The organism is Streptomyces sp. NPDC054786 (assembly GCF_053611685.1).
In genome coordinates, this window is sequence record NZ_JBSHAW010000029.1 from 55,451 (window position 1) to 73,681 (window position 18,231).

The 18,231-nt window shown below is 69.9% G+C and carries 15 protein-coding genes; all 15 read left to right on the forward strand.

All coding sequences use genetic code 11. From position 1 onward, the window contains the following. The first annotated feature begins 138 nt into the window (after positions 1–138). The 15 genes from nrtL to ACWGI6_RS24305 all read left to right on the forward strand — a co-directional run bounded on the left by nrtL (position 139) and on the right by ACWGI6_RS24305 (position 18,156). Positions 139–1,206, forward strand: coding sequence for an ArgS-related anticodon-binding protein NrtL (gene nrtL, locus ACWGI6_RS24235; RefSeq protein WP_453269460.1), 1,068 nt, complete (start codon positions 139–141; stop codon positions 1,204–1,206). A 26-nt stretch (positions 1,207–1,232) separates the two neighbouring features. After that, complete coding sequence (gene lysA / locus ACWGI6_RS24240) at positions 1,233–2,624, forward strand: diaminopimelate decarboxylase (RefSeq protein WP_453269461.1); 1,392 nt, start codon at positions 1,233–1,235, stop codon at positions 2,622–2,624. Between the two features lie 137 nt (positions 2,625–2,761). Further along, positions 2,762–4,054, forward strand: a complete 1,293-nt coding sequence (locus ACWGI6_RS24245; protein ID WP_453269462.1) for a homoserine dehydrogenase — start codon at positions 2,762–2,764, stop codon at positions 4,052–4,054. An 8-nt stretch (positions 4,055–4,062) separates the two neighbouring features. Then, positions 4,063–5,148, forward strand: coding sequence for a threonine synthase (gene thrC, locus ACWGI6_RS24250; protein WP_453269463.1), 1,086 nt, complete (start codon positions 4,063–4,065; stop codon positions 5,146–5,148). A gap of 363 nt (positions 5,149–5,511) precedes the next feature. Further along, positions 5,512–6,429 carry a homoserine kinase gene (gene thrB / locus ACWGI6_RS24255; RefSeq protein ID WP_453269464.1) on the forward strand — a complete coding sequence of 306 codons (918 nt, stop codon included), beginning with the start codon at positions 5,512–5,514 and terminating at the stop codon, positions 6,427–6,429. A gap of 373 nt (positions 6,430–6,802) precedes the next feature. Continuing rightward, a complete protein-coding gene (gene rho, locus ACWGI6_RS24260) occupies positions 6,803–8,863 on the forward strand; it encodes a transcription termination factor Rho (RefSeq protein WP_453269465.1) in 2,061 nt (686 codons plus the stop codon). A gap of 430 nt (positions 8,864–9,293) precedes the next feature. Continuing rightward, on the forward strand, positions 9,294–10,418 hold the full coding sequence (locus tag ACWGI6_RS24265; protein WP_453269466.1) for an LCP family protein: 1,125 nt from the start codon (positions 9,294–9,296) through the stop codon (positions 10,416–10,418). Positions 10,419–10,615: 197 nt separating this feature from the next. After that, positions 10,616–10,840 carry a 50S ribosomal protein L31 gene (gene rpmE, locus ACWGI6_RS24270; RefSeq protein ID WP_086716401.1) on the forward strand — a complete coding sequence of 75 codons (225 nt, stop codon included), beginning with the start codon at positions 10,616–10,618 and terminating at the stop codon, positions 10,838–10,840. 171 nt (positions 10,841–11,011) lie between these two features. Then, a complete protein-coding gene (gene prfA, locus ACWGI6_RS24275) occupies positions 11,012–12,091 on the forward strand; it encodes a peptide chain release factor 1 (protein ID WP_393908668.1) in 1,080 nt (359 codons plus the stop codon). Positions 12,092–12,215: 124 nt separating this feature from the next. Then, positions 12,216–13,061 carry a peptide chain release factor N(5)-glutamine methyltransferase gene (gene prmC, locus ACWGI6_RS24280; protein ID WP_189098961.1) on the forward strand — a complete coding sequence of 282 codons (846 nt, stop codon included), beginning with the start codon at positions 12,216–12,218 and terminating at the stop codon, positions 13,059–13,061. Positions 13,062–13,131: 70 nt separating this feature from the next. Then, positions 13,132–13,779, forward strand: a complete 648-nt coding sequence (locus tag ACWGI6_RS24285; RefSeq protein ID WP_088800044.1) for an L-threonylcarbamoyladenylate synthase — start codon at positions 13,132–13,134, stop codon at positions 13,777–13,779. Further along, a complete protein-coding gene (locus tag ACWGI6_RS24290; protein ID WP_453269467.1) occupies positions 13,776–14,459 on the forward strand; it encodes an arsenate reductase/protein-tyrosine-phosphatase family protein in 684 nt (227 codons plus the stop codon). The genes ACWGI6_RS24285 and ACWGI6_RS24290 overlap by 4 nt, the downstream gene beginning before the upstream one ends. Positions 14,460–14,603: 144 nt before the next feature. Next, positions 14,604–15,995 (forward strand): serine hydroxymethyltransferase, encoded by a 1,392-nt coding sequence (locus ACWGI6_RS24295; protein WP_453269468.1) that lies wholly within the window; start codon positions 14,604–14,606, stop codon positions 15,993–15,995. A gap of 99 nt (positions 15,996–16,094) precedes the next feature. Further along, complete coding sequence (locus tag ACWGI6_RS24300; protein WP_453269469.1) at positions 16,095–17,429, forward strand: MraY family glycosyltransferase; 1,335 nt, start codon at positions 16,095–16,097, stop codon at positions 17,427–17,429. A 289-nt stretch (positions 17,430–17,718) separates the two neighbouring features. Next, positions 17,719–18,156, forward strand: coding sequence for a hypothetical protein (locus ACWGI6_RS24305; protein WP_366419552.1), 438 nt, complete (start codon positions 17,719–17,721; stop codon positions 18,154–18,156). The last annotated feature ends 75 nt before the right edge of the window (positions 18,157–18,231 follow it).

Sequence of the window (18,231 nt, forward strand, 5' to 3'; positions counted from 1 at the left end):
GGTCCGTATCTCGACGCCTTGGCAGGACGGGCGCCGCAGCTGTCCTGGATCCTCGTGCGGAGTGTCCGGGGTGTGCGGACTGTCCACAGGGCGAAACCGGGTCGCATGCCTACCCCCGGTCTCCCATACGCTTGTCCTGTGACCCCCGCTGAGCTCTCCCGTACCGTCCTGCGCTCCGTGCGTGGTGCAGTGGAGGAGCAGGAGCTCTCCGTGCCTGTGCCGGCGCGGATCGTTGTCGAGCCGCCGCCGCGGCCGGGGTGTGGGGACTACGCCTCCAATGTCGCGCTGCAGCTCGCGGGTCCGGCGGGTCGGCCGGCCCGGGAGGTCGCCGAGATTCTGCGGAACCGGCTGGTCGGGAGCGCGGGAATCGCCCGGGTCGAGATCGCCGGACCGGGGTTTTTGAACTTCACCTTGGGGGACGGGGCGCTCATCGCGCTCGTACGGGAGGTGCTGGCGCGGGGGGACGGCTACGGGGGGCCGAGTGCGGGGCAGGGCCCTGGTGCCTTCCGTCCTTTGGCCGGTTCCACGGCTGCCGGCGCCCGTGCTGCTGTGGTCGCCGAGGTGCTGGCGCGGATCGACGCGGCGGCCGGGCGCTCCGACTGCCAGGTCGACGGTCACCCCGTGCTCGCGCCCGCTCCGTACGACCTCGCCACTCTCACCGCCCGCCTCGGGCCCGACGACGCGCGCTGGGTGTTGTTGCGGCCGGCCGCGCATGATCCGGTGCGGGTGCCCGAGCGGCCCGTGCAGCGGGAGAGCAATCCGCGGTTCCGGGTGCAGTATGCGTACGCGAGGGTGCGGGCGCTGGTGCGGAACGCGGGTGAGCTGGGGTTTGTGAGCGAGCCGGGGGATGTGGGGTTTCCGCCGGCGGATGACGGGTCCTCGCCTGCCGCTCCGTCCGCGCCGCTGCCCTCCGCACCCGCCGCTCCGTCCTTCCCGAGCCTCCAGGCTCTGCAGACCTCCCTCGCCACCTACCCCTCCGTCATCGAAGTCGCCGCGCGGCTGCGGGCGCCGGACCGGGTGGTGCGGCATCTGGAAGCGACGGCGGATGCGTTCTTCCGGTGGCATGACGTCTTTCCGCCGTTGCCCGTCGGGGACCAGAAACCCTTGGCCGTGCATCGTGCCCGGCTGGCCCTTGCCGAGGCCAGTGGGACGGTGCTCGCCAACGGCCTGCGTCTGCTCGGCATCTCCGCTCCCGAACACCTCTGAACGATTTTGAGGGGATCTCCACAGTCATGAGTCGCTCCGCGCACCCTGCAGGGCCCCGGCATGCTGACGTGTTGCCCGAGGGGCACTACGCCGGGCCGCCCGCCGATCTCAATACCCTCGACCCGCGGGTCTGGTCCCATACGGTCTCGCGCAATGCCGACGGCGTGGTCACCGTCGGTGGGCTGGACGTCACCGCGCTCGCCGCGGAGTTCGGTACGCCGGCGTACTTCCTGGACGAGGAGGACTTCCGGGCCCGCTGCCGGGCATGGAAGGACGCCTTCGGCCCGGGAGCCGATGTGTTCTACGCCGGAAAGGCGTTTTTGTCCCGGGCCATTGTGCGATGGCTGAACGAAGAGGGGCTGAATCTCGACGTTTGTTCCGGGGGCGAGCTGGCCACGGCGCTGGCGGCGGGAATGCCGGCCGAGCGGATCGCCCTGCATGGGAACAACAAGAGCACCGAGGAAATCACCCGGGCCGTGGAGGCGGGGGTCGGGCGGATCGTGCTCGACTCGTTCCAGGAAATCGTGCGGGTCGCGCATATCGCGGAGCGGCTGGGCAAGCGGCAGCGGGTGCAGATCCGGGTCACGGTCGGTGTCGAGGCGCATACGCATGAGTTCATCGCGACGGCGCACGAGGACCAGAAGTTCGGCATTGCGCTGGCGGACGGACAGGCCGCGGAGGCCGTACGTCGCGCGCTGAAGCTGGACGGGCTGGAACTCATCGGAATTCACAGCCATATCGGGTCGCAGATTTTCGATATGGCGGGCTTTGAGGTGTCCGCGCGCCGCGTGGTGCAGTTGCTGACCGAAGTGCGGGATGAGCACGGCATCGAGCTGCCGGAGATCGATCTGGGCGGCGGGCTCGGCATCGCGTACACCTCGGACGACGATCCGCGGGAGCCGCACGAGATCGCGAAGGCGCTGGGCGACATCGTGCGCAAGGAGTGTGCGGCGGCGGGGCTGGGCGTGCCGCGGCTGTCGGTCGAGCCGGGACGGGCGATCGTGGGGCCCACGGCCTTCACGCTGTACGAGGTCGGCACGGTAAAGGAGCTGGAAGGCCTGCGGACGTATGTGTCCGTGGACGGGGGGATGTCCGACAACATCCGCACGGCGCTCTACGACGCGGAGTACAGCGTGGCGCTGGTGTCCCGCACCTCCGACGCCGCGCCGATGCTCTCGCGCGTGGTGGGCAAGCATTGCGAGAGCGGGGACATCGTCGTGCGCGACGCCTTTCTGCCGGCCGATGTCGCGCCGGGAGATCTGCTCGCGGTGCCGGCCACCGGTGCGTACTGCCGTTCCATGGCGAGCAACTACAACCACTCGCTGCGGCCGCCCGTCGTAGCCGTAAAGAACGGTGAAGCCAGGGTGATCGTCCGGCGGGAGACGGAGGAAGATCTCCTGCGGTTGGATGTCGGGTAGGGCCGGATCGCCGGGCCCCGGCCCCGGATGAAATAAATGTCTCGGCATCTGGACGATGGGCGGAAACTGCCGTCCGGTGCGTGAGACTGGTGCATTAGCAAGCTGGAATTCGCTGATCGATGAGAAGCAGAGGTCGAATGATGCGTACGCGTCCGCTGAAGGTGGCGCTCCTGGGCTGTGGTGTTGTCGGCTCAGAGGTGACGCGCATCATGACGACGCACGCCGACGACCTCGCCGCCCGCATCGGTGCGCCCGTGGAGATCGCCGGGATCGCCGTCCGCCGCCCCGACAAGGTGCGCGAGGGCGTCCCGGCCGAGCTGGTCACCACCGATGCGACCGCGCTCGTCAAACGGGGCGACATTGATGTCGTGATCGAGGTCATCGGCGGTATCGAGCCGGCCCGCAGCCTGATCACCACCGCTTTCGAACACGGCGCGAGTGTGGTCTCCGCCAACAAGGCACTGGTCGCGGCGGACGGCGCGGCGCTGCACGCGGCGGCCGAGACCAATGGCGCGGATCTGTATTACGAGGCCGCCGTCGCGGGCGCGATCCCGCTGGTACGGCCGCTGCGCGAGTCCCTGGCCGGCGACAAGGTCAACCGGGTGCTCGGCATCGTCAACGGCACCACCAACTTCATCCTCGACAAGATGGACTCGACCGGGGCCGGCTACAGCGAGGCGCTGGACGAGGCGACCGCGCTCGGCTACGCCGAGGCCGACCCGACCGCCGATGTCGAGGGCTTCGACGCCGCCGCCAAGGCCGCCATCCTGGCCGGTATCGCCTTCCACACCCGCGTGACCATCGACGATGTGCACCGCGAGGGCCTCACGGAGGTCACCGCGGCCGATATCGCCTCCGCCCAGCGGATGGGGTGCACGGTCAAGCTGCTGGCCATCTGCGAGCGGGCCGCGGACGGTGCGTCCGTGACCGCGCGGGTGCATCCCGCGATGATTCCGCTGACGCATCCGCTCGCCTCCGTCCGCGAGGCGTACAATGCGGTCTTCGTCGAGGCCGACGCGGCCGGCCAGCTGATGTTCTACGGGCCGGGCGCCGGCGGCGCGCCGACCGCCTCCGCGGTCCTCGGCGACCTCGTCGCGGTCTGCCGCAACAAGCTCGCCGGAGCCACCGGCCCGGGTGAGTCCGCCTACACACGGCTGCCCGTCAGCCCCATGGGCGCGGTCGTCACGCGGTACCACATCAGCCTCGACGTGGCCGACAAGCCCGGCGTTCTCGCGCAGGTCGCCACGATCTTCGCGGAACACGGCGTATCGATCGATACGGTCCGCCAGCAGGGCAAGGACGGCGAGGCATCCCTCGTCATCGTCACCCACCGAGCGGCGGACGCGGCCCTGTCGTCGACCGTCGGGGCACTGCGCGAGCTCGACACCGTCCGTGGTGTCGCCAGCATCATGCGGGTCGAAGGGGAGTAAAGGAACCCATGTCTGCCAATTCCACTGTGACCACGGCAAGCAGCCAGTGGCGCGGAATCATCGAGGAGTACCGCGACCGGCTTCCGGTCAGCGACACGACCGAGGTCGTCACCCTCCGGGAGGGCGGCACCCCTCTCGTACCCGCCCAGGTGCTCTCCGAGCGCACCGGGTGCGAGGTGCACCTCAAGGTCGAGGGCGCCAACCCCACCGGCTCCTTCAAGGACCGGGGCATGACGATGGCCATCACCCGCGCCAAGGAGGAGGGTGCCAAGGCGGTCATCTGCGCCTCCACCGGCAACACCTCCGCCTCGGCCGCCGCCTACGCGGTCCGGGCCGGCATGGTCTGCGCCGTGCTCGTCCCGCAGGGCAAGATTGCGCTCGGCAAGATGGGCCAGGCGCTGGTCCACGGCGCGAAGATTCTCCAGGTCGACGGAAATTTCGACGACTGTCTGACGCTCGCCCGGAGCCTCTCCGACAAGTACCCGGTCGCACTTGTGAACTCCGTCAACCCGGTGCGCATCGAGGGCCAGAAGACCGCGGCCTTCGAAATCGTCGACATGCTCCGCGATGCGCCCGACATCCATGTGCTGCCCGTCGGCAACGCCGGAAACATCACGGCGTACTGGCGGGGCTACAAGGAGTACGCGGCCGACGGCATCGCCTCGCACACCCCCCGCATGTGGGGTTTCCAGGCCTCCGGCAGCGCGCCGATCGTGCGCGGTGAGGTCGTCAAGGACCCGCACACCATCGCCACCGCCATCCGCATCGGCAACCCCGCCTCGTGGTCGTTCGCGGAGCAGGCGCGGGACGAGTCCGGCGGCTCCATCGACTCCGTGACCGACCGTCAAATCCTCGCCGCCTACCGCCTGTTGGCCGCGCAGGAGGGCGTCTTCGTGGAGCCCGCCTCGGCCGCGTCCGTCGCCGGTCTGCTCAAGGCCGCCGAGGAGGGCAAGGTCGACCCCGGCCAGCGCATCGTCTGCACGGTGACCGGCAACGGTCTCAAGGACCCGGACTGGGCGGTGGCCGGAGCGCCGCAGCCGGTCACGGTCCCGATCGACCCGGACGCCGCGGCCGAGCGCCTCGGTCTCGCCTAGGCCGCCCCGCACCCCCGCGCGGGGGTGCGGCCGTACGGGCGGACCTGCGCGTACGGCACCCGGTGACGGGGCGGCGGACGTCCCGTCACCGCTTGCACAGCAAAGTGTGCAAAGGCTGCAAAGCCCAGGGAAGACAGCGTCGGGGCACAGGAAGGCGCGCGACACGCATCGTGCGCCTCCTGTGCGCCCTATGTCGCGACAGAACCTTCCTTCGATAGGCTGGCACCAACTCCCCTCCCCACGGCATAACGCAGTGGCGTTCAGGGCAGGTCAGAACAGACCCCACGAGCCGGCCGGGCACTTCGGTGCCTTGGCGCTTTGTGGGGCAGTACCGCAGTATCAATCAAGGAGAGTCATCGAGCGATGGCCGGTCCCGCGTTCCGCGCCGCCGCCGTCCGGGTGCGCACCCCCGCTACCAGCGCCAATCTCGGTCCCGGCTTCGATGCCCTGGGTCTTTCCCTGGGCCTGTACGACGATGTCGTGGTGCGCGTCGCCGACTCCGGCCTGCACATCGACATCGCAGGTGAGGGTGCCGACTCCCTGCCGCGCGACGAGAGTCATCTGCTCGTACGGTCGATGCGCACCGCCTTCGAGCTGCTCGGCGGACAGCCGCGCGGCCTGGAAATCGTCTGCGCCAACCGCATTCCGCACGGCCGCGGCCTGGGATCCTCCTCCGCCGCCATCTGCGCCGGCATCGTCGCCGCCCGCGCGGTGACGATAGGCGGTGAGCAAAAACTCGACGACACCGCGCTGCTGGAGCTGGCCAACGAGATCGAGGGCCACCCCGACAACGTCGCCGCCTGTCTGCTGGGCGGTTTCACGCTCGCCTGGATGGACACCGGTACCGCCCGCGCGATCCGGATGGATCCCGCCGATTCCATCGTTCCGGTGGTCTTCGTGCCCGGAAAACCGGTGCTGACCGAGACCGCCCGTGGACTGCTGCCGCGCACCGTCCCCCATGTGGACGCCGCGGCCAACGCCGGCCGCGCCGCACTGCTCGTCGAGGCCCTGACCAGGCGCCCCGAGCTGCTGCTCGCCGCGACCGAGGACCGACTCCACCAGGAGTACCGCGCTCCCGCGATGCCGGACAGCGTGGCCCTGGTGAACCGACTGCGCGCGGACGGCGTCCCTGCAGTCGTGTCCGGTGCGGGCCCGACGGTGCTCGCACTGGTCGAGGATGCGGCGGCCGAGAAGGTCGCGGCACTGGCGGGAGAGGGGTGGGCGGCCAACCGGCTGGCCCTCGATGCGGCAGGCACCTGTGTCCTGCCGCTCGCCGGGTGATCACGCGGGTGATCGACGATTGCCGGTCTTGGAGAGGGGGAATGTTTGTTGGACCCGGTAGTGTTAACCTCAAGTCAGTACTCGACGCCTGAGTGGCGCGGTGCTTCGTGTCCCCCATAGGGACCACTTTCTTCCGGGAGCCTCCCAAACTGCTTGGAGCAATGGCCTGAGCAGAAGTGAGCACGCTCCGGAATCGGCGTGACGGCATGGCCAGTCTGCATCTCTTCACGCCGGAGCCATGAACTGATTCTCTCCGCCACTTCCGGCGGGACCACCGCCCCGGCCCAGTCCATTGAGACCAAGGACCCAGCCGGACAGCACAACCGGTCGCCGAGCCAGACAGGCCGACGCCCGCTCCAGGGAAGGACCCTTCGTGAGCGACACCACCGATCTGATGGGCGCGCGCACCGATGGCAGTGCCACCGTGCCCGCCACGGACGCTCCCGCCGCTCCTGCTACCACGCGGCGCCGCCGTTCCGGCACCGGCCTTGACGGCATGGTCCTGGCAGAGCTGCAGCAGGTCGCCTCCGGCCTCGGTATCAAGGGCACCGCGCGGATGCGCAAGAGCCAGCTGATCGAGGTCATCAAGGAGAAGCAGGCCGGAGGCTCGGGCTCCGCCGCCAAGGCCGATGCGCCCGCCGACACCGAGACCAAGCCCAAGCGCCGTTCGACCTCCAAGGCCCGTACCGGCGAGGACGGCGCCGAGCAGGCCGGCAAGGCCGCCAAGTCCGACAAGGGCGACAAGGCCGCGGACAAGTCCGGAAGCCAGCAGCAGATCGACATCCCCGGCCAGCCGGTCAGCGACGAGCAGCCGGCCGGCGAGCGCCGCCGGCGCCGTGCCACCGCCGCCGCGGGCAGCCCCGAGGGCGCCTCGGGCGACCTCAAGACCGAGACCAGGGTCGAGGCGAAGACCGAGGTCAAGGCGGATGCCAAGACCGACACCGCGACCTCCCCGCAGGAGACCGGCGAGGGCCGGCCGAGCAAGAGCGGCGAGCGTCAGGACCGCGGCGACCGCCAGGACCGCGGCCAGAAGGGCGACCGCGGCGACCGTGGGGAGCGCGGCCAGCGCCAGCGCGACCGTGACCGCGGTGACCGCCGCAAGGGCGACGCCGGTGACGGCGGCCAGGGCGGTCAGGGCGGCCAGGGCGGCCAGCGTCAGCGGGACCGCCGTACCGATGACGACGACGACTTCGAGGGCGGCCGCCGGGGCCGTCGCGGCCGCTACCGCGACCGCCGTGGCCGTCGCGGGGGCCGTGAGGACTTCGGCAACGAGCCGCAGGTGTCCGAGGACGACGTCCTGATCCCGGTCGCGGGCATCCTCGACATCCTCGACAACTACGCGTTCATCCGGACCTCCGGCTACCTGCCCGGCCCGAACGACGTGTACGTCTCGCTCGCCCAGGTGCGGAAGAACGGCCTGCGCAAGGGTGACCACGTCACCGGCGCGGTCCGCCAGCCCAAGGACGGCGAGCGGCGCGAGAAGTTCAACGCGCTGGTGCGGCTCGACACCGTCAACAGCGTGGCGCCCGAACAGGGCCGCGGACGGGCCGAGTTCGGGAAGCTGACGCCCCTTTACCCGCAGGAGCGACTGCGCCTGGAGGGTGAGTCGGGCGGTCTGACGACCCGGATCATCGACCTGGTCACGCCGATCGGCAAGGGCCAGCGTGGCCTGATCGTGGCCCCGCCGAAGACCGGCAAGACCATGATCATGCAGGCGGTCGCCAACTCGATCACCCGCAACAACCCCGAGTGCCACCTGATGGTCGTCCTCGTCGACGAGCGTCCTGAAGAGGTCACCGACATGCAGCGGTCGGTCAAGGGCGAGGTCATCTCCTCGACCTTCGACCGCCCGGCCGAGGACCACACCACCGTCGCCGAGCTGGCCATCGAGCGCGCCAAGCGCCTCGTCGAGCTGGGTCACGACGTGGTCGTCCTGCTGGACTCCATCACCCGTCTGGGACGTGCGTACAACCTCGCCGCCCCGGCCTCCGGCCGCATCCTGTCCGGTGGTGTCGACTCGACCGCGCTCTACCCGCCGAAGCGCTTCTTCGGTGCCGCGCGCAACATCGAGGACGGCGGTTCGCTGACCATCCTGGCCACCGCGCTGGTCGAGACCGGCTCGCGGATGGACGAGGTGATCTTCGAGGAGTTCAAGGGCACCGGCAACCTGGAGCTCAAGCTCGACCGCAAGCTCTCGGACAAGCGCATCTTCCCGGCGGTGGACGTGGACGCGTCCAGCACCCGTAAGGAAGAGATCCTCATGGGCAGCGACGAGCTCGCCGTCGTGTGGAAGCTGCGCCGGGTGCTGCACGCCCTGGACCAGCAGCAGGCCATCGAGCTGCTGCTGGACAAGATGAAGCAGACGAAGTCCAACGCGGAGTTCCTGCTGCAGATCCAGAAGACGACGCCGACCGCGGGCAACGGCAACGACTGACGCCCGTAGGGCGCGCCCTGGCGCCGTACCGCACAGCCCCCCTCACCCCTGTGGGTGAGGGGGGCTGTGCGTTGGATGCCCGCGTGCGGCGCGGGCGGCGTACGGCGTCTGCGATCCGGACCGTGTTCGGTGTGCGGTACACACGCCGCGGTTCGGTGTGCGGTACACACGCCGAGCTTGAGACGTTCCGCACAGATCCACGCAAGCCGCATGGTTCCAGCCATGCCGGGAAAAGGGTCGAAAGCCCAGGTGGGAAGGACGAAGGTCCTGCACCGCCAGGACGGGCCGCCGCTGATTTCTAAGAAATCGCTCATGACTCGCTGTGCAACCCTTCCCGTCGACCTCCCGTCTGACAAGGAGCGACGAGCCGTGTCAGCACACAGCACGGCGGCGGCGAGGGGCAGCCGAGCGAACGAGGACTGAGGAGCAGATGGCGGACAGCAACGGGACCGCGAAGACGGCCGAAAGCCGTGCCCGCGGCATACGTGCCACGGGCCGCCGGCGCAAGGGCCCGACCCGACGCCGCCGGGCACTGACCATCACCCTGTGCACGCTGACCAGCGTCGTACTGCTGGGTGGGGCAGGACTCGGTTACGTCTACTTCAAGCTCAACGGCAATCTGAAGGGCGTCGACATCAACGCCGCCCTCGGACACGACCGGCCGAAGAACGTCGACGACGGCTCGATGGACATCCTGGTGATGGGATCCGACTCCCGCGCCGGCAAGAACGGTGAGTACGGCAAGGACGAGGGCGGCGCGCGTTCCGACACGGCGATGATCGTGCACGTGTACAAGGGCCGTAAGAAGGCCAGCGTGGTCAGCGTCCCCCGCGACACCATGATCAAGCGCCCCGACTGCACCAAGGACGGCAAGGACGTCCCCGGCGCGCAGCGGGCGATGTTCAACACGGCCTTCGAGGTCGGCGGGCCGGCCTGCTCGGTCAAGACCGTCGAGTCGATCAGCGGAATCCGGATGGACCACTTCCTCGAGGTCGACTTCACCGGCTTCAAGAAGCTCATCGACGCGCTGGGCGGGGTGGACGTCACCACCAGCAAGGCGATCGAGGACAACCACAGCCATCTGCATCTGCAGCCCGGCAAGCACAACCTCAACGGCGAGCAGTCGCTCGGCCTCGTCCGGACCCGGCACGGCGTGCCCGGCGGCGACGGCAGCGACCTGGGCCGCATCCAGCTGCAGCAGACGTTCATCAAGGCCCTGATGAACCAGGTCAAGAACGTCGGGGTGCTCACCAACCCCACCAAGCTCTACGACATCGCCGATACGGCCACCAAGGCCATCACCACCGACACCGATCTGAACTCGGTCGGCGAACTGACCGGCCTGGCCAAGAGCCTGGGCAACATCGGGTCGGAGAACATCGACATGGTGACGCTGCCGGTGACGTACGACCCCGCCAACCCGGACCGCGTGGTGCCGCTGATGAAGAAGAGCGGGCAGGTCTGGGACGCGCTGCGGCACGACAAGGACATCCCCAAGTCCGCGATCAAGGGCTCGGCCGGTGACCAGGGCGGCACGGACAAGTACGTGAAGTAGCCGGCCGGTAAGTACCTGAAGCAACCGGTAGGTGGGGTTCCGGGGCCCGGCGGCCCCGGAACCGGCCGGGGAATAGTTGCGGCGGTACCCCGGTTTTGGGAGATACGGCTAGTCCTGGCAGACTGGACCGTCGGCCCCGGTTCACGTGACGCAATCCGCAGCACGACCCGGTGCACTCCCGAACCTAGGAGAATCCCTTGAAGCGCGACATCCACCCGGAGTACGTCGAGACCCAGGTCAGCTGCACCTGTGGCGCGTCCTTCACCACCCGTAGCACGGTCGCCGGCGGCACCATCCGCGCGGACATCTGCTCCGAGTGCCACCCGTTCTACACGGGCAAGCAGAAGATCATGGACACGGGCGGCCGCGTGGCCCGCTTCGAGGCCCGCTTCGGCAAGGGCGCTGCAGCCGCCAAGAAGTAGCGACCCGCAAGGCGCCGGTCTCCGGTCGCCCCTGCCCAGGGGTGACCGGACCGGCGTTTTGTCGTCCTGGCCCCTGGCTTCCCGTACGGGGGCCGGGGCCCCGCGGCGCAGCCGCAGATGTGCCACGCCCCGGTACCCGGGTCACCACAGCAGCCAGTAGAGGAACCCACGATGTTCGAGGCGGTCGAGGAACTGATCGGCGAGCACGCCGATCTTGAGAAGCGGCTGGCCGACCCCGCGGTCCACGCCGACCAGCGCGAGGCCATGCGGCTCAACAAGCGCTACGCGGAGCTGACCCCGATCATCGCGACGTACCGCAACTGGAAGCAGACCGGCGAGGACATGGAAACCGCGCGCGAACTCGCCGCGGAAGACCCGGACTTCGCCGATGAGGTCAAGGAGCTCGACGCCCGGCGCGAGGAGCTGACCGAGAAGCTGCGGCTGCTGCTCGTGCCGCGTGACCCCAGCGACGACAAGGACGTCATCCTCGAGGTCAAGGCCGGCGAGGGCGGCGAGGAGTCCGCGCTGTTCGCCGGCGATCTGCTGCGGATGTACCTGCGCTACGCCGAGCGGGCCGGCTGGAAGACCGAGATCCTGGAGGCCAACGAGTCCGACCTCGGCGGCTACAAGGACGTCCAGGTCGCCGTGAAGACCAAGGGCGGGGGCGGCGCCACCGAGCCGGGACAGGGCGTCTGGGCGCGGCTGAAGTACGAGGGCGGAGTGCACCGCGTCCAGCGCGTGCCCGCCACCGAATCGCAGGGCCGGATCCACACCTCCGCCGCCGGCGTGCTGGTCACGCCCGAGGCCGAGGAGGTCGAGGTCGAGATCGGCCCCAATGACCTGCGGATCGACGTCTACCGCTCCTCCGGGCCCGGCGGCCAGTCGGTCAACACCACCGACTCCGCGGTGCGCATCACGCACCTGCCCACCGGCATCGTCGTCTCCTGCCAGAACGAGAAGAGCCAGCTCCAGAACAAGGAGCAGGCGATGCGCATCCTGCGCTCCCGGCTGCTGGCCGCCGCCCAGGAAGAGGCCGAGCGGGAGGCGTCGGACGCCCGGCGCAGCCAGGTCCGCACGGTTGACCGCTCCGAGCGCATCCGTACGTACAACTTCCCGGAAAACCGCATCTCGGACCACCGGGTCGGCTTCAAGGCGTACAACTTGGACCAGGTGCTCGACGGCGAACTCGACCCGGTCATCCAGGCGTGTGTCGACGCCGACTCGGCCGCCAAGCTCGCCGCCGCCCAGTAAGCCCGCCCGACCCGGCACGCACCGGCCGGAGACCGCACCCCCGGGGGGACATCCCACGGGAGTCCCCGGCCGCTCGACGGCGGTCCCGCACAATGGAGACGCAGCGCACTAGGAGGAAGGCCCCGTGAACCTTCTGCTCGCCGAGGTGGCCCAGGCCACCCAGCGGCTGGCCGACGCCGGTGTGCCCTCGCCGCGCTTCGACGCCGAGGAACTCGCCGCGTTCGTGCACGCCGTCAAACGGGGTGAGCTGCACCACGTCAAGGACGCGGACTTCGACGCCCGCTACTGGGAGGCCGTCGCCCGCCGCGAGGCGCGAGAGCCGCTCCAGCACATCACCGGCCGGGCGTTCTTCCGCTACCTCGAACTCGCCGTCGGTCCGGGGGTGTTCGTGCCCCGCCCGGAGACCGAGTCGGTGGTCGGCTGGGCAATAGACGCCGTACGGGCCATGGACGTGGTCGAGCCGCTGATCGTCGACCTGTGCACCGGCTCGGGGGCGATCGCGCTCGCCCTGGCGCAGGAGGTGCCCCGCTCGCGGGTGCACGCCGTGGAGCTGTCCGAACAGGCCCTGGACTACGCCCGCAAGAACGTCGAGGGGTCCCGCGTCGTTCTCCATCACGGCGATGCGCTGACCGCGCTTCCCGAACTGGACGGGCAGGTCGACCTGGTCGTCTCCAACCCGCCGTACATCCCGCTGACCGAGTGGGAGTACGTCGCACCCGAGGCCCGCGACCACGACCCCGAGCTCGCGCTGTTCTCGGGCCAGGACGGCCTGGACACCATCCGGGGTATCGAGCGGACCGCACACCGCCTGCTGCGCCCCGGCGGCGTGGTCGTCATCGAGCATGCCGACACCCAGGGCGGGCAGGTGCCGTGGATCTTCACCGAGGAGCGGGGCTGGGCCGATGCGGCCGACCACCCGGACCTCAACAACAGGCCCCGTTTCGCCACCGCGCGCCGGGCGACGCCATGACGCGTTCCGCTTCGGCGCCTGATGCAGCCGATGCATCCGAAGTATTCGTTTCGCACGAGGAGGTCCCGTAATGGCACGGCGATACGACTGCAGCGACGCGACCGACCGCACCACCGGTCTGCGCGAGGCCGCCTCGGCCGTCCGCCGCGGTGAGCTGGTCGTGCTGCCGACCGACACCGTCTACGGCATCGGCGCGGACGCCTTCAGCGCCGAGGCCGTCGGCGATCTGCTGGAGGCCAAGGGCCGCGGCCGCGGTATGCCCTCCCCGGTCCTCGTCGGGTCCCCCAACACCCTGCACGGCCTGGTCACCGACTTCTCCGAGCAGGCCTGGGAGCTGGTCGACGCCTTCTGGCCCGGTGCGCTCACCCTCGTCGCCAAGCACCAGCCGTCGCTGACCTGGGACCTGGGCGAAACCCGCGGCACGGTCGCCGTACGGATGCCGCTGCACCCCGTCGCGATCGAGCTGCTCACCGAGTTCGGCCCGATGGCCGTCTCCAGCGCCAACCTCACCGGCCACCCGTCCCCGCAGGACTGTGACGCCGCACAGGAAATGCTGGGCGACTCGGTCTCCGTCTACCTCGACGGCGGTCCGACCCCCGCCGCCGTGCCCTCCTCGATCGTCGATGTCACCGGCAAGATCCCGGTGCTGCTGCGCGAGGGCGCGCTCAGTGCGGAGGAGCTGCGCAAGGTGGTACCCGAGCTCGAGGTGGCCAATTGATGGCGCCCCTGGGGCGTGGCATAGCGGGACCAGGCGACGGCACCCACCCCCCTGTACCCCCCTCACCCCCTTTTCGGATCCTCCACGTCAGCACCGGCAACGTCTGCCGCTCGCCGATCACCGAGCGGCTGCACCGCCGTGCCCTGGAACTGCGGCTGGGTGACGCGCGCAGCGGCGGGCTGCTCGTGGAGAGCGCCGGCACCTGGGGCCACGAAGGCGCCCCGATGGAGACCCACGCCGCGACGGTGCTCGCCGACTACGGCGCCGACCCGGGCGGGTTCATCGGGCGTGAGCTGCTCGACGAGCACGTCATCCGCGCCGACCTGGTGCTCACCGCCACCCGCGACCACCGCGCCCAGGTCATCTCGATGGGGCACTCCGCGGGGCTGCGCACCTTCACGCTCAAGGAGTTCAACCGGCTGGTACGGGCCATAGACCCGGCCACGCTGCCCGAGCCCGACCCCGACCTGCCGGACGGCGGGCTGGTCGAGCGCGCCCGCGCGCTGGTCGGCGCCGCCGCTGCGCTGCGCGGCTGGCTGCTGGCGCCCAACCCGGAGTCCGACGAGGTCTACGACCCCTACGGGGCTCCCATCACCTTCTTCCGCTCCATCGGCGACGAGATCAACCAGGCGCTCGACCCGGTCGTCACCGCCCTCACAGGGCTCCCCGCGCGGGCCTGAGGCCTGTCCTCCCGCAGACCGGGGAGACAGGCCGCCCCAGGGCCCTGTGCACGGGTGTGGACCCTGTCGGCCCGCACACCGCGCCCGAACGCCCCGCCGCGCCTACATTGGGACTACGCCCCCGTACGAGGCCCGGAGCCAGCGATGCCTGCGACCACCGCGTCACCCCGTAACGAGACCCCGGCCGGCCCTGCCCGGGCCACCGAGCCCGCACCGGGCGCCGGTCCGGCCGAGACCATCGAGGACCGCGCACGGGCCGCCGCCCGGGACGCAGTCACCCGGCCGGCCGGCGCCCCGGACTTCGCCGCCCTGCTGGGCCAGGACCCCGAGATCGCCGGCGTACTGCTCGGTGAGAGCGCCCGGCAGAGCGACGGGCTGCAGCTGATCGCCGCCGAGAACTTCACCTCACCGGCCGTCCTCGCCGCCCTCGGCTCCCCGCTGGGCAACAAATACGCCGAGGGCTATCCGGGTGCCCGGCACCACGGCGGCTGCGAGATCGTCGACCTCGCCGAGCGGATCGCGGTGGAGCGCGCCAAGGCCCTTTTCGGCGCCGAGCACGCCAACGTCCAGGCACACTCCGGCTCTTCGGCCGTGCTGGCCGCCTACGCCGCCCTGCTGCGCCCCGGTGACACCGTCCTGGCCATGTCCCTCCCGCACGGCGGGCACCTCACCCACGGCTCGCCCGCCAACTTCTCCGGCCGCTGGTTCGACTTCGCCGGTTACGGCGTCGACGAGGAGACCGGGCTGCTGGACTACGACGCGATCCGCGAGCTGGCCCGCGCCCGCCGGCCCAAGGCCATCGTCTGCGGCTCGATCTCCTACCCCCGGCACATCGACTACGCCGCCTTCCGCGACATCGCCGACGAGACCGGCGCCTATCTGATCGCGGATGTCGCGCACCCGCTCGGGCTGATCGCCGGCGGAGCGGCGCCCAGCCCCGTTCCGTACGCGCATGTGGTGTGCGGAACGACACACAAGGTGCTGCGCGGGCCGCGCGGCGGGCTGCTCCTGTGCGGCGAGAAGCTGGCCGAGCGGATCGACCGCGCGGTGTTCCCCTTCACCCAGGGCGGTGCCCAGATGAACGCGGTCGCCGCCAAGGCCGTCGCCTTCGGGGAGGCCGCCACGCCCGCCTTCGGCGCATACGCCCATCAGGTCACCGCCAATGCCCGCGCGCTCGCCGGGGCGCTGGCCGGACACGGCCTGACGATCACCACGGGCGGCACCGACACCCATCTGATCGCCGCGGATACCGCCCCTCTCGGCCTGGACGCGCGCACCGCCCGGGGCCGGCTGGCCGCCGCCGGCATCGTGCTGGACACCTGCGCGCTGCCGTGCGCCGAGACCCCTGACGACCTGGCGGCCCGCCGGACCGGCATCCGGCTGGGCACCGCGGCGGTGACGACGCAGGGCATGGGCGAGGACGAGATGAAGACGGTCGCCGAGCTGATCGTGGCGGCACTGGAGGAGGACGGTACGGCCCGCTCCAGGACCGTCGCTTTGGTCCATGACTTTCCGCCTTATCCCGATCACGGGTGACGGCGGGAACCGTTCGACGACGCGAGGCGTCTTCTCCTGTATTCACGGCCAGGGGGCTGACACGCATAGGGTGTGGGGCTGTGATGGCCAGCTATACCAATGGGGCAGCCCGTGCGTGAATACCTGCTGACGCTGTGCGTCACGGCCGCGGTGACCTACCTGCTGACCGGGCCGGTGCGGAAGTTCGCGATCGCGGCCGGTGCGATGCCGGAGATCCGCGCACGTGATGTGCACCGCGAGCCGACACCGCGGCTCGGCGGTATCGCGATGTTCGGCGGGCTGTGCGCCGGTCTGCTGGTCGCCTCGCACCTGACCAACCTCAAGAGCGTCTTCGAGAACTCCAACGAGCCCAAGGCGCTGCTCTCCGGCGCCGCCCTGATCTGGATCCTCGGCGTCCTGGACGACAAGTGGGGCGTGGACGCACTGGTCAAGCTCGGCGGCCAGATGATCGCCGCGGGTGTGATGGTCCTTCAGGGCCTGACGATCCTCTGGATCCCGATCCCCGGCGTCGGCACGGTCTCGCTGACCCCGATGCAGGGCACCCTGCTGACCGTCGCCCTCGTCGTGATCACCATCAACGCGGTGAACTTCGTCGACGGCCTGGACGGTCTCGCCTCCGGCATGGTGTGCATCGCCGCCGCGGCGTTCTTCATGTACGCGTACCGGATGTGGTTCGGCTACGGCATCGAGGCGGCCGCGCCGGCAACGCTGTTCTCGGTCGTTCTGATGGGCATGTGCCTGGGCTTCCTGCCGCACAACATGCACCCGGCGCGGATCTTCATGGGCGACTCGGGCTCGATGCTGATCGGCCTGGTCATGGCCGCGGGCGCGGTCTCGGTGACCGGCCAGGTCGACCCGGACCTGCTCAATGTGAAGGCGGGCGGTCTGCGTGAGGCGACTCACGCGATGGTGCCGGTCTACATCCCGCTGCTGCTGCCCCTGACGGTGATCGCGGTGCCGGTCGCCGACCTGGTCCTGGCGATCGTGCGGCGTACGTGGAAGGGCCAGTCGCCGTTCGCGGCCGACCGCGGGCATCTGCACCACCGACTGCTGGAGATCGGGCACTCGCACAGCCGGGCCGTGCTGATCATGTATTTCTGGTCGGCCCTGATCGCGTTCGGCGCGGTCGCGTACTCGGTGAACAACGCCAGCATGTGGATCGTGCTGGGGATCGTTTTGCTGAGCGCGGTCGGGCTGTTGCTGCTTTTGCTGCCGCGCTTCACACCGCGTACGCCGCGCTGGGCGGAGTGGATGGTGCCGCCGCGCTACCGCCGGGTCGCCCACGCGACGGCGTCGGCCGCGGAGCGGGACGGCGAGGACGCCGTCGAGCCGGAGGAGGAGCGCGAACCGCTCCCGTCGGGCATCAACGGGGCCACCGCCATCGGCGACCGCTCACGCTTCGTGGAACACCGCAGGGCGGGAAGTCACCACTGATCCGGGGACTGGATCGCCCGAACGTGCGACAGGAATCGGGTCGGTTGACCCCATACCAGACATAACGCTGGCTGTCAGTGCACCAACGCGCACGTTCACGCTCAGGTGTGACAGGGTCCACACGAACCAGGTAAAGACCTCATCAAATAGTTTGTGATACCGTTCACGAAACCCGGCGACAGAGCCGAAGGAGCGTAGTGCGACGTTTCTTCTGCCTCAGGTTCCGCCTCAGGCCGGGTCTACGCTCGTCCCTGACGACATAAACCCCACCTTTTGCCGGAGCGCCGCCATGCAGTCGAATGACGCCCGACTACTCCTTCACGCCCTTGTGCCCACGCTCGCCATCGGCGTCATCGCCGTTGCCGTGAGCGCAGTGGTCGCCGGCGCGACGGGAGCGATCGGCGCTGTCGTCGGCACCGTGCTGGTGGTGCTCGTCATGGGTGCGGGACTGGTGGTCCTGCAGCAGACCGCGAGGAAGCTTCCGCAGCTGTTCCAGATGATGGGGCTGCTGCTGTACACGGTGCAGATCCTGCTCGTCGCGGTCTTCATGATCACGTTCAAGGACACCACCCTCTTCGACACAAAGGCCTTCGCCTTCACCTTGCTCGGCGCCACCCTCGTATGGATCGCGGCACAGACCCGCGGTCATATGAAGGAGAAGATTCTGTACGTGAACCCCGACTCCGCGGACTCGAAGAAGGCGGAGACGGCGGGGTCGCCGACGTGAGACGTAGGGCCGGGATAAATGCCCTCATGCGGGCCTGCTATCGTCCGGTGCCAACTGCGGCACAGCTGGCGCAGG

Excerpts from the sequence above, each read along its gene's own strand:
- lysA (WP_453269461.1), top strand. The coding sequence starts at position 1,233 with ATGAGTCGCTCCGCGCACCCTGCAGGGCCCCGGCATGCTGACGTGTTG.
- ACWGI6_RS24245 (WP_453269462.1), top strand. The coding sequence starts at position 2,762 with ATGATGCGTACGCGTCCGCTGAAGGTGGCGCTCCTGGGCTGTGGTGTT.
- thrC (WP_453269463.1), top strand. The coding sequence starts at position 4,063 with ATGTCTGCCAATTCCACTGTGACCACGGCAAGCAGCCAGTGGCGCGGA.
- thrB (WP_453269464.1), top strand. The coding sequence starts at position 5,512 with ATGGCCGGTCCCGCGTTCCGCGCCGCCGCCGTCCGGGTGCGCACCCCC.
- ACWGI6_RS24265 (WP_453269466.1), top strand. The coding sequence starts at position 9,294 with ATGGCGGACAGCAACGGGACCGCGAAGACGGCCGAAAGCCGTGCCCGC.
- prfA (WP_393908668.1), top strand. The coding sequence starts at position 11,012 with ATGTTCGAGGCGGTCGAGGAACTGATCGGCGAGCACGCCGATCTTGAG.
- ACWGI6_RS24285 (WP_088800044.1), top strand. The coding sequence starts at position 13,132 with ATGGCACGGCGATACGACTGCAGCGACGCGACCGACCGCACCACCGGT.
- ACWGI6_RS24295 (WP_453269468.1), top strand. The coding sequence starts at position 14,604 with ATGCCTGCGACCACCGCGTCACCCCGTAACGAGACCCCGGCCGGCCCT.
- ACWGI6_RS24300 (WP_453269469.1), top strand. The coding sequence starts at position 16,095 with ATGGGGCAGCCCGTGCGTGAATACCTGCTGACGCTGTGCGTCACGGCC.
- ACWGI6_RS24305 (WP_366419552.1), top strand. The coding sequence starts at position 17,719 with ATGCAGTCGAATGACGCCCGACTACTCCTTCACGCCCTTGTGCCCACG.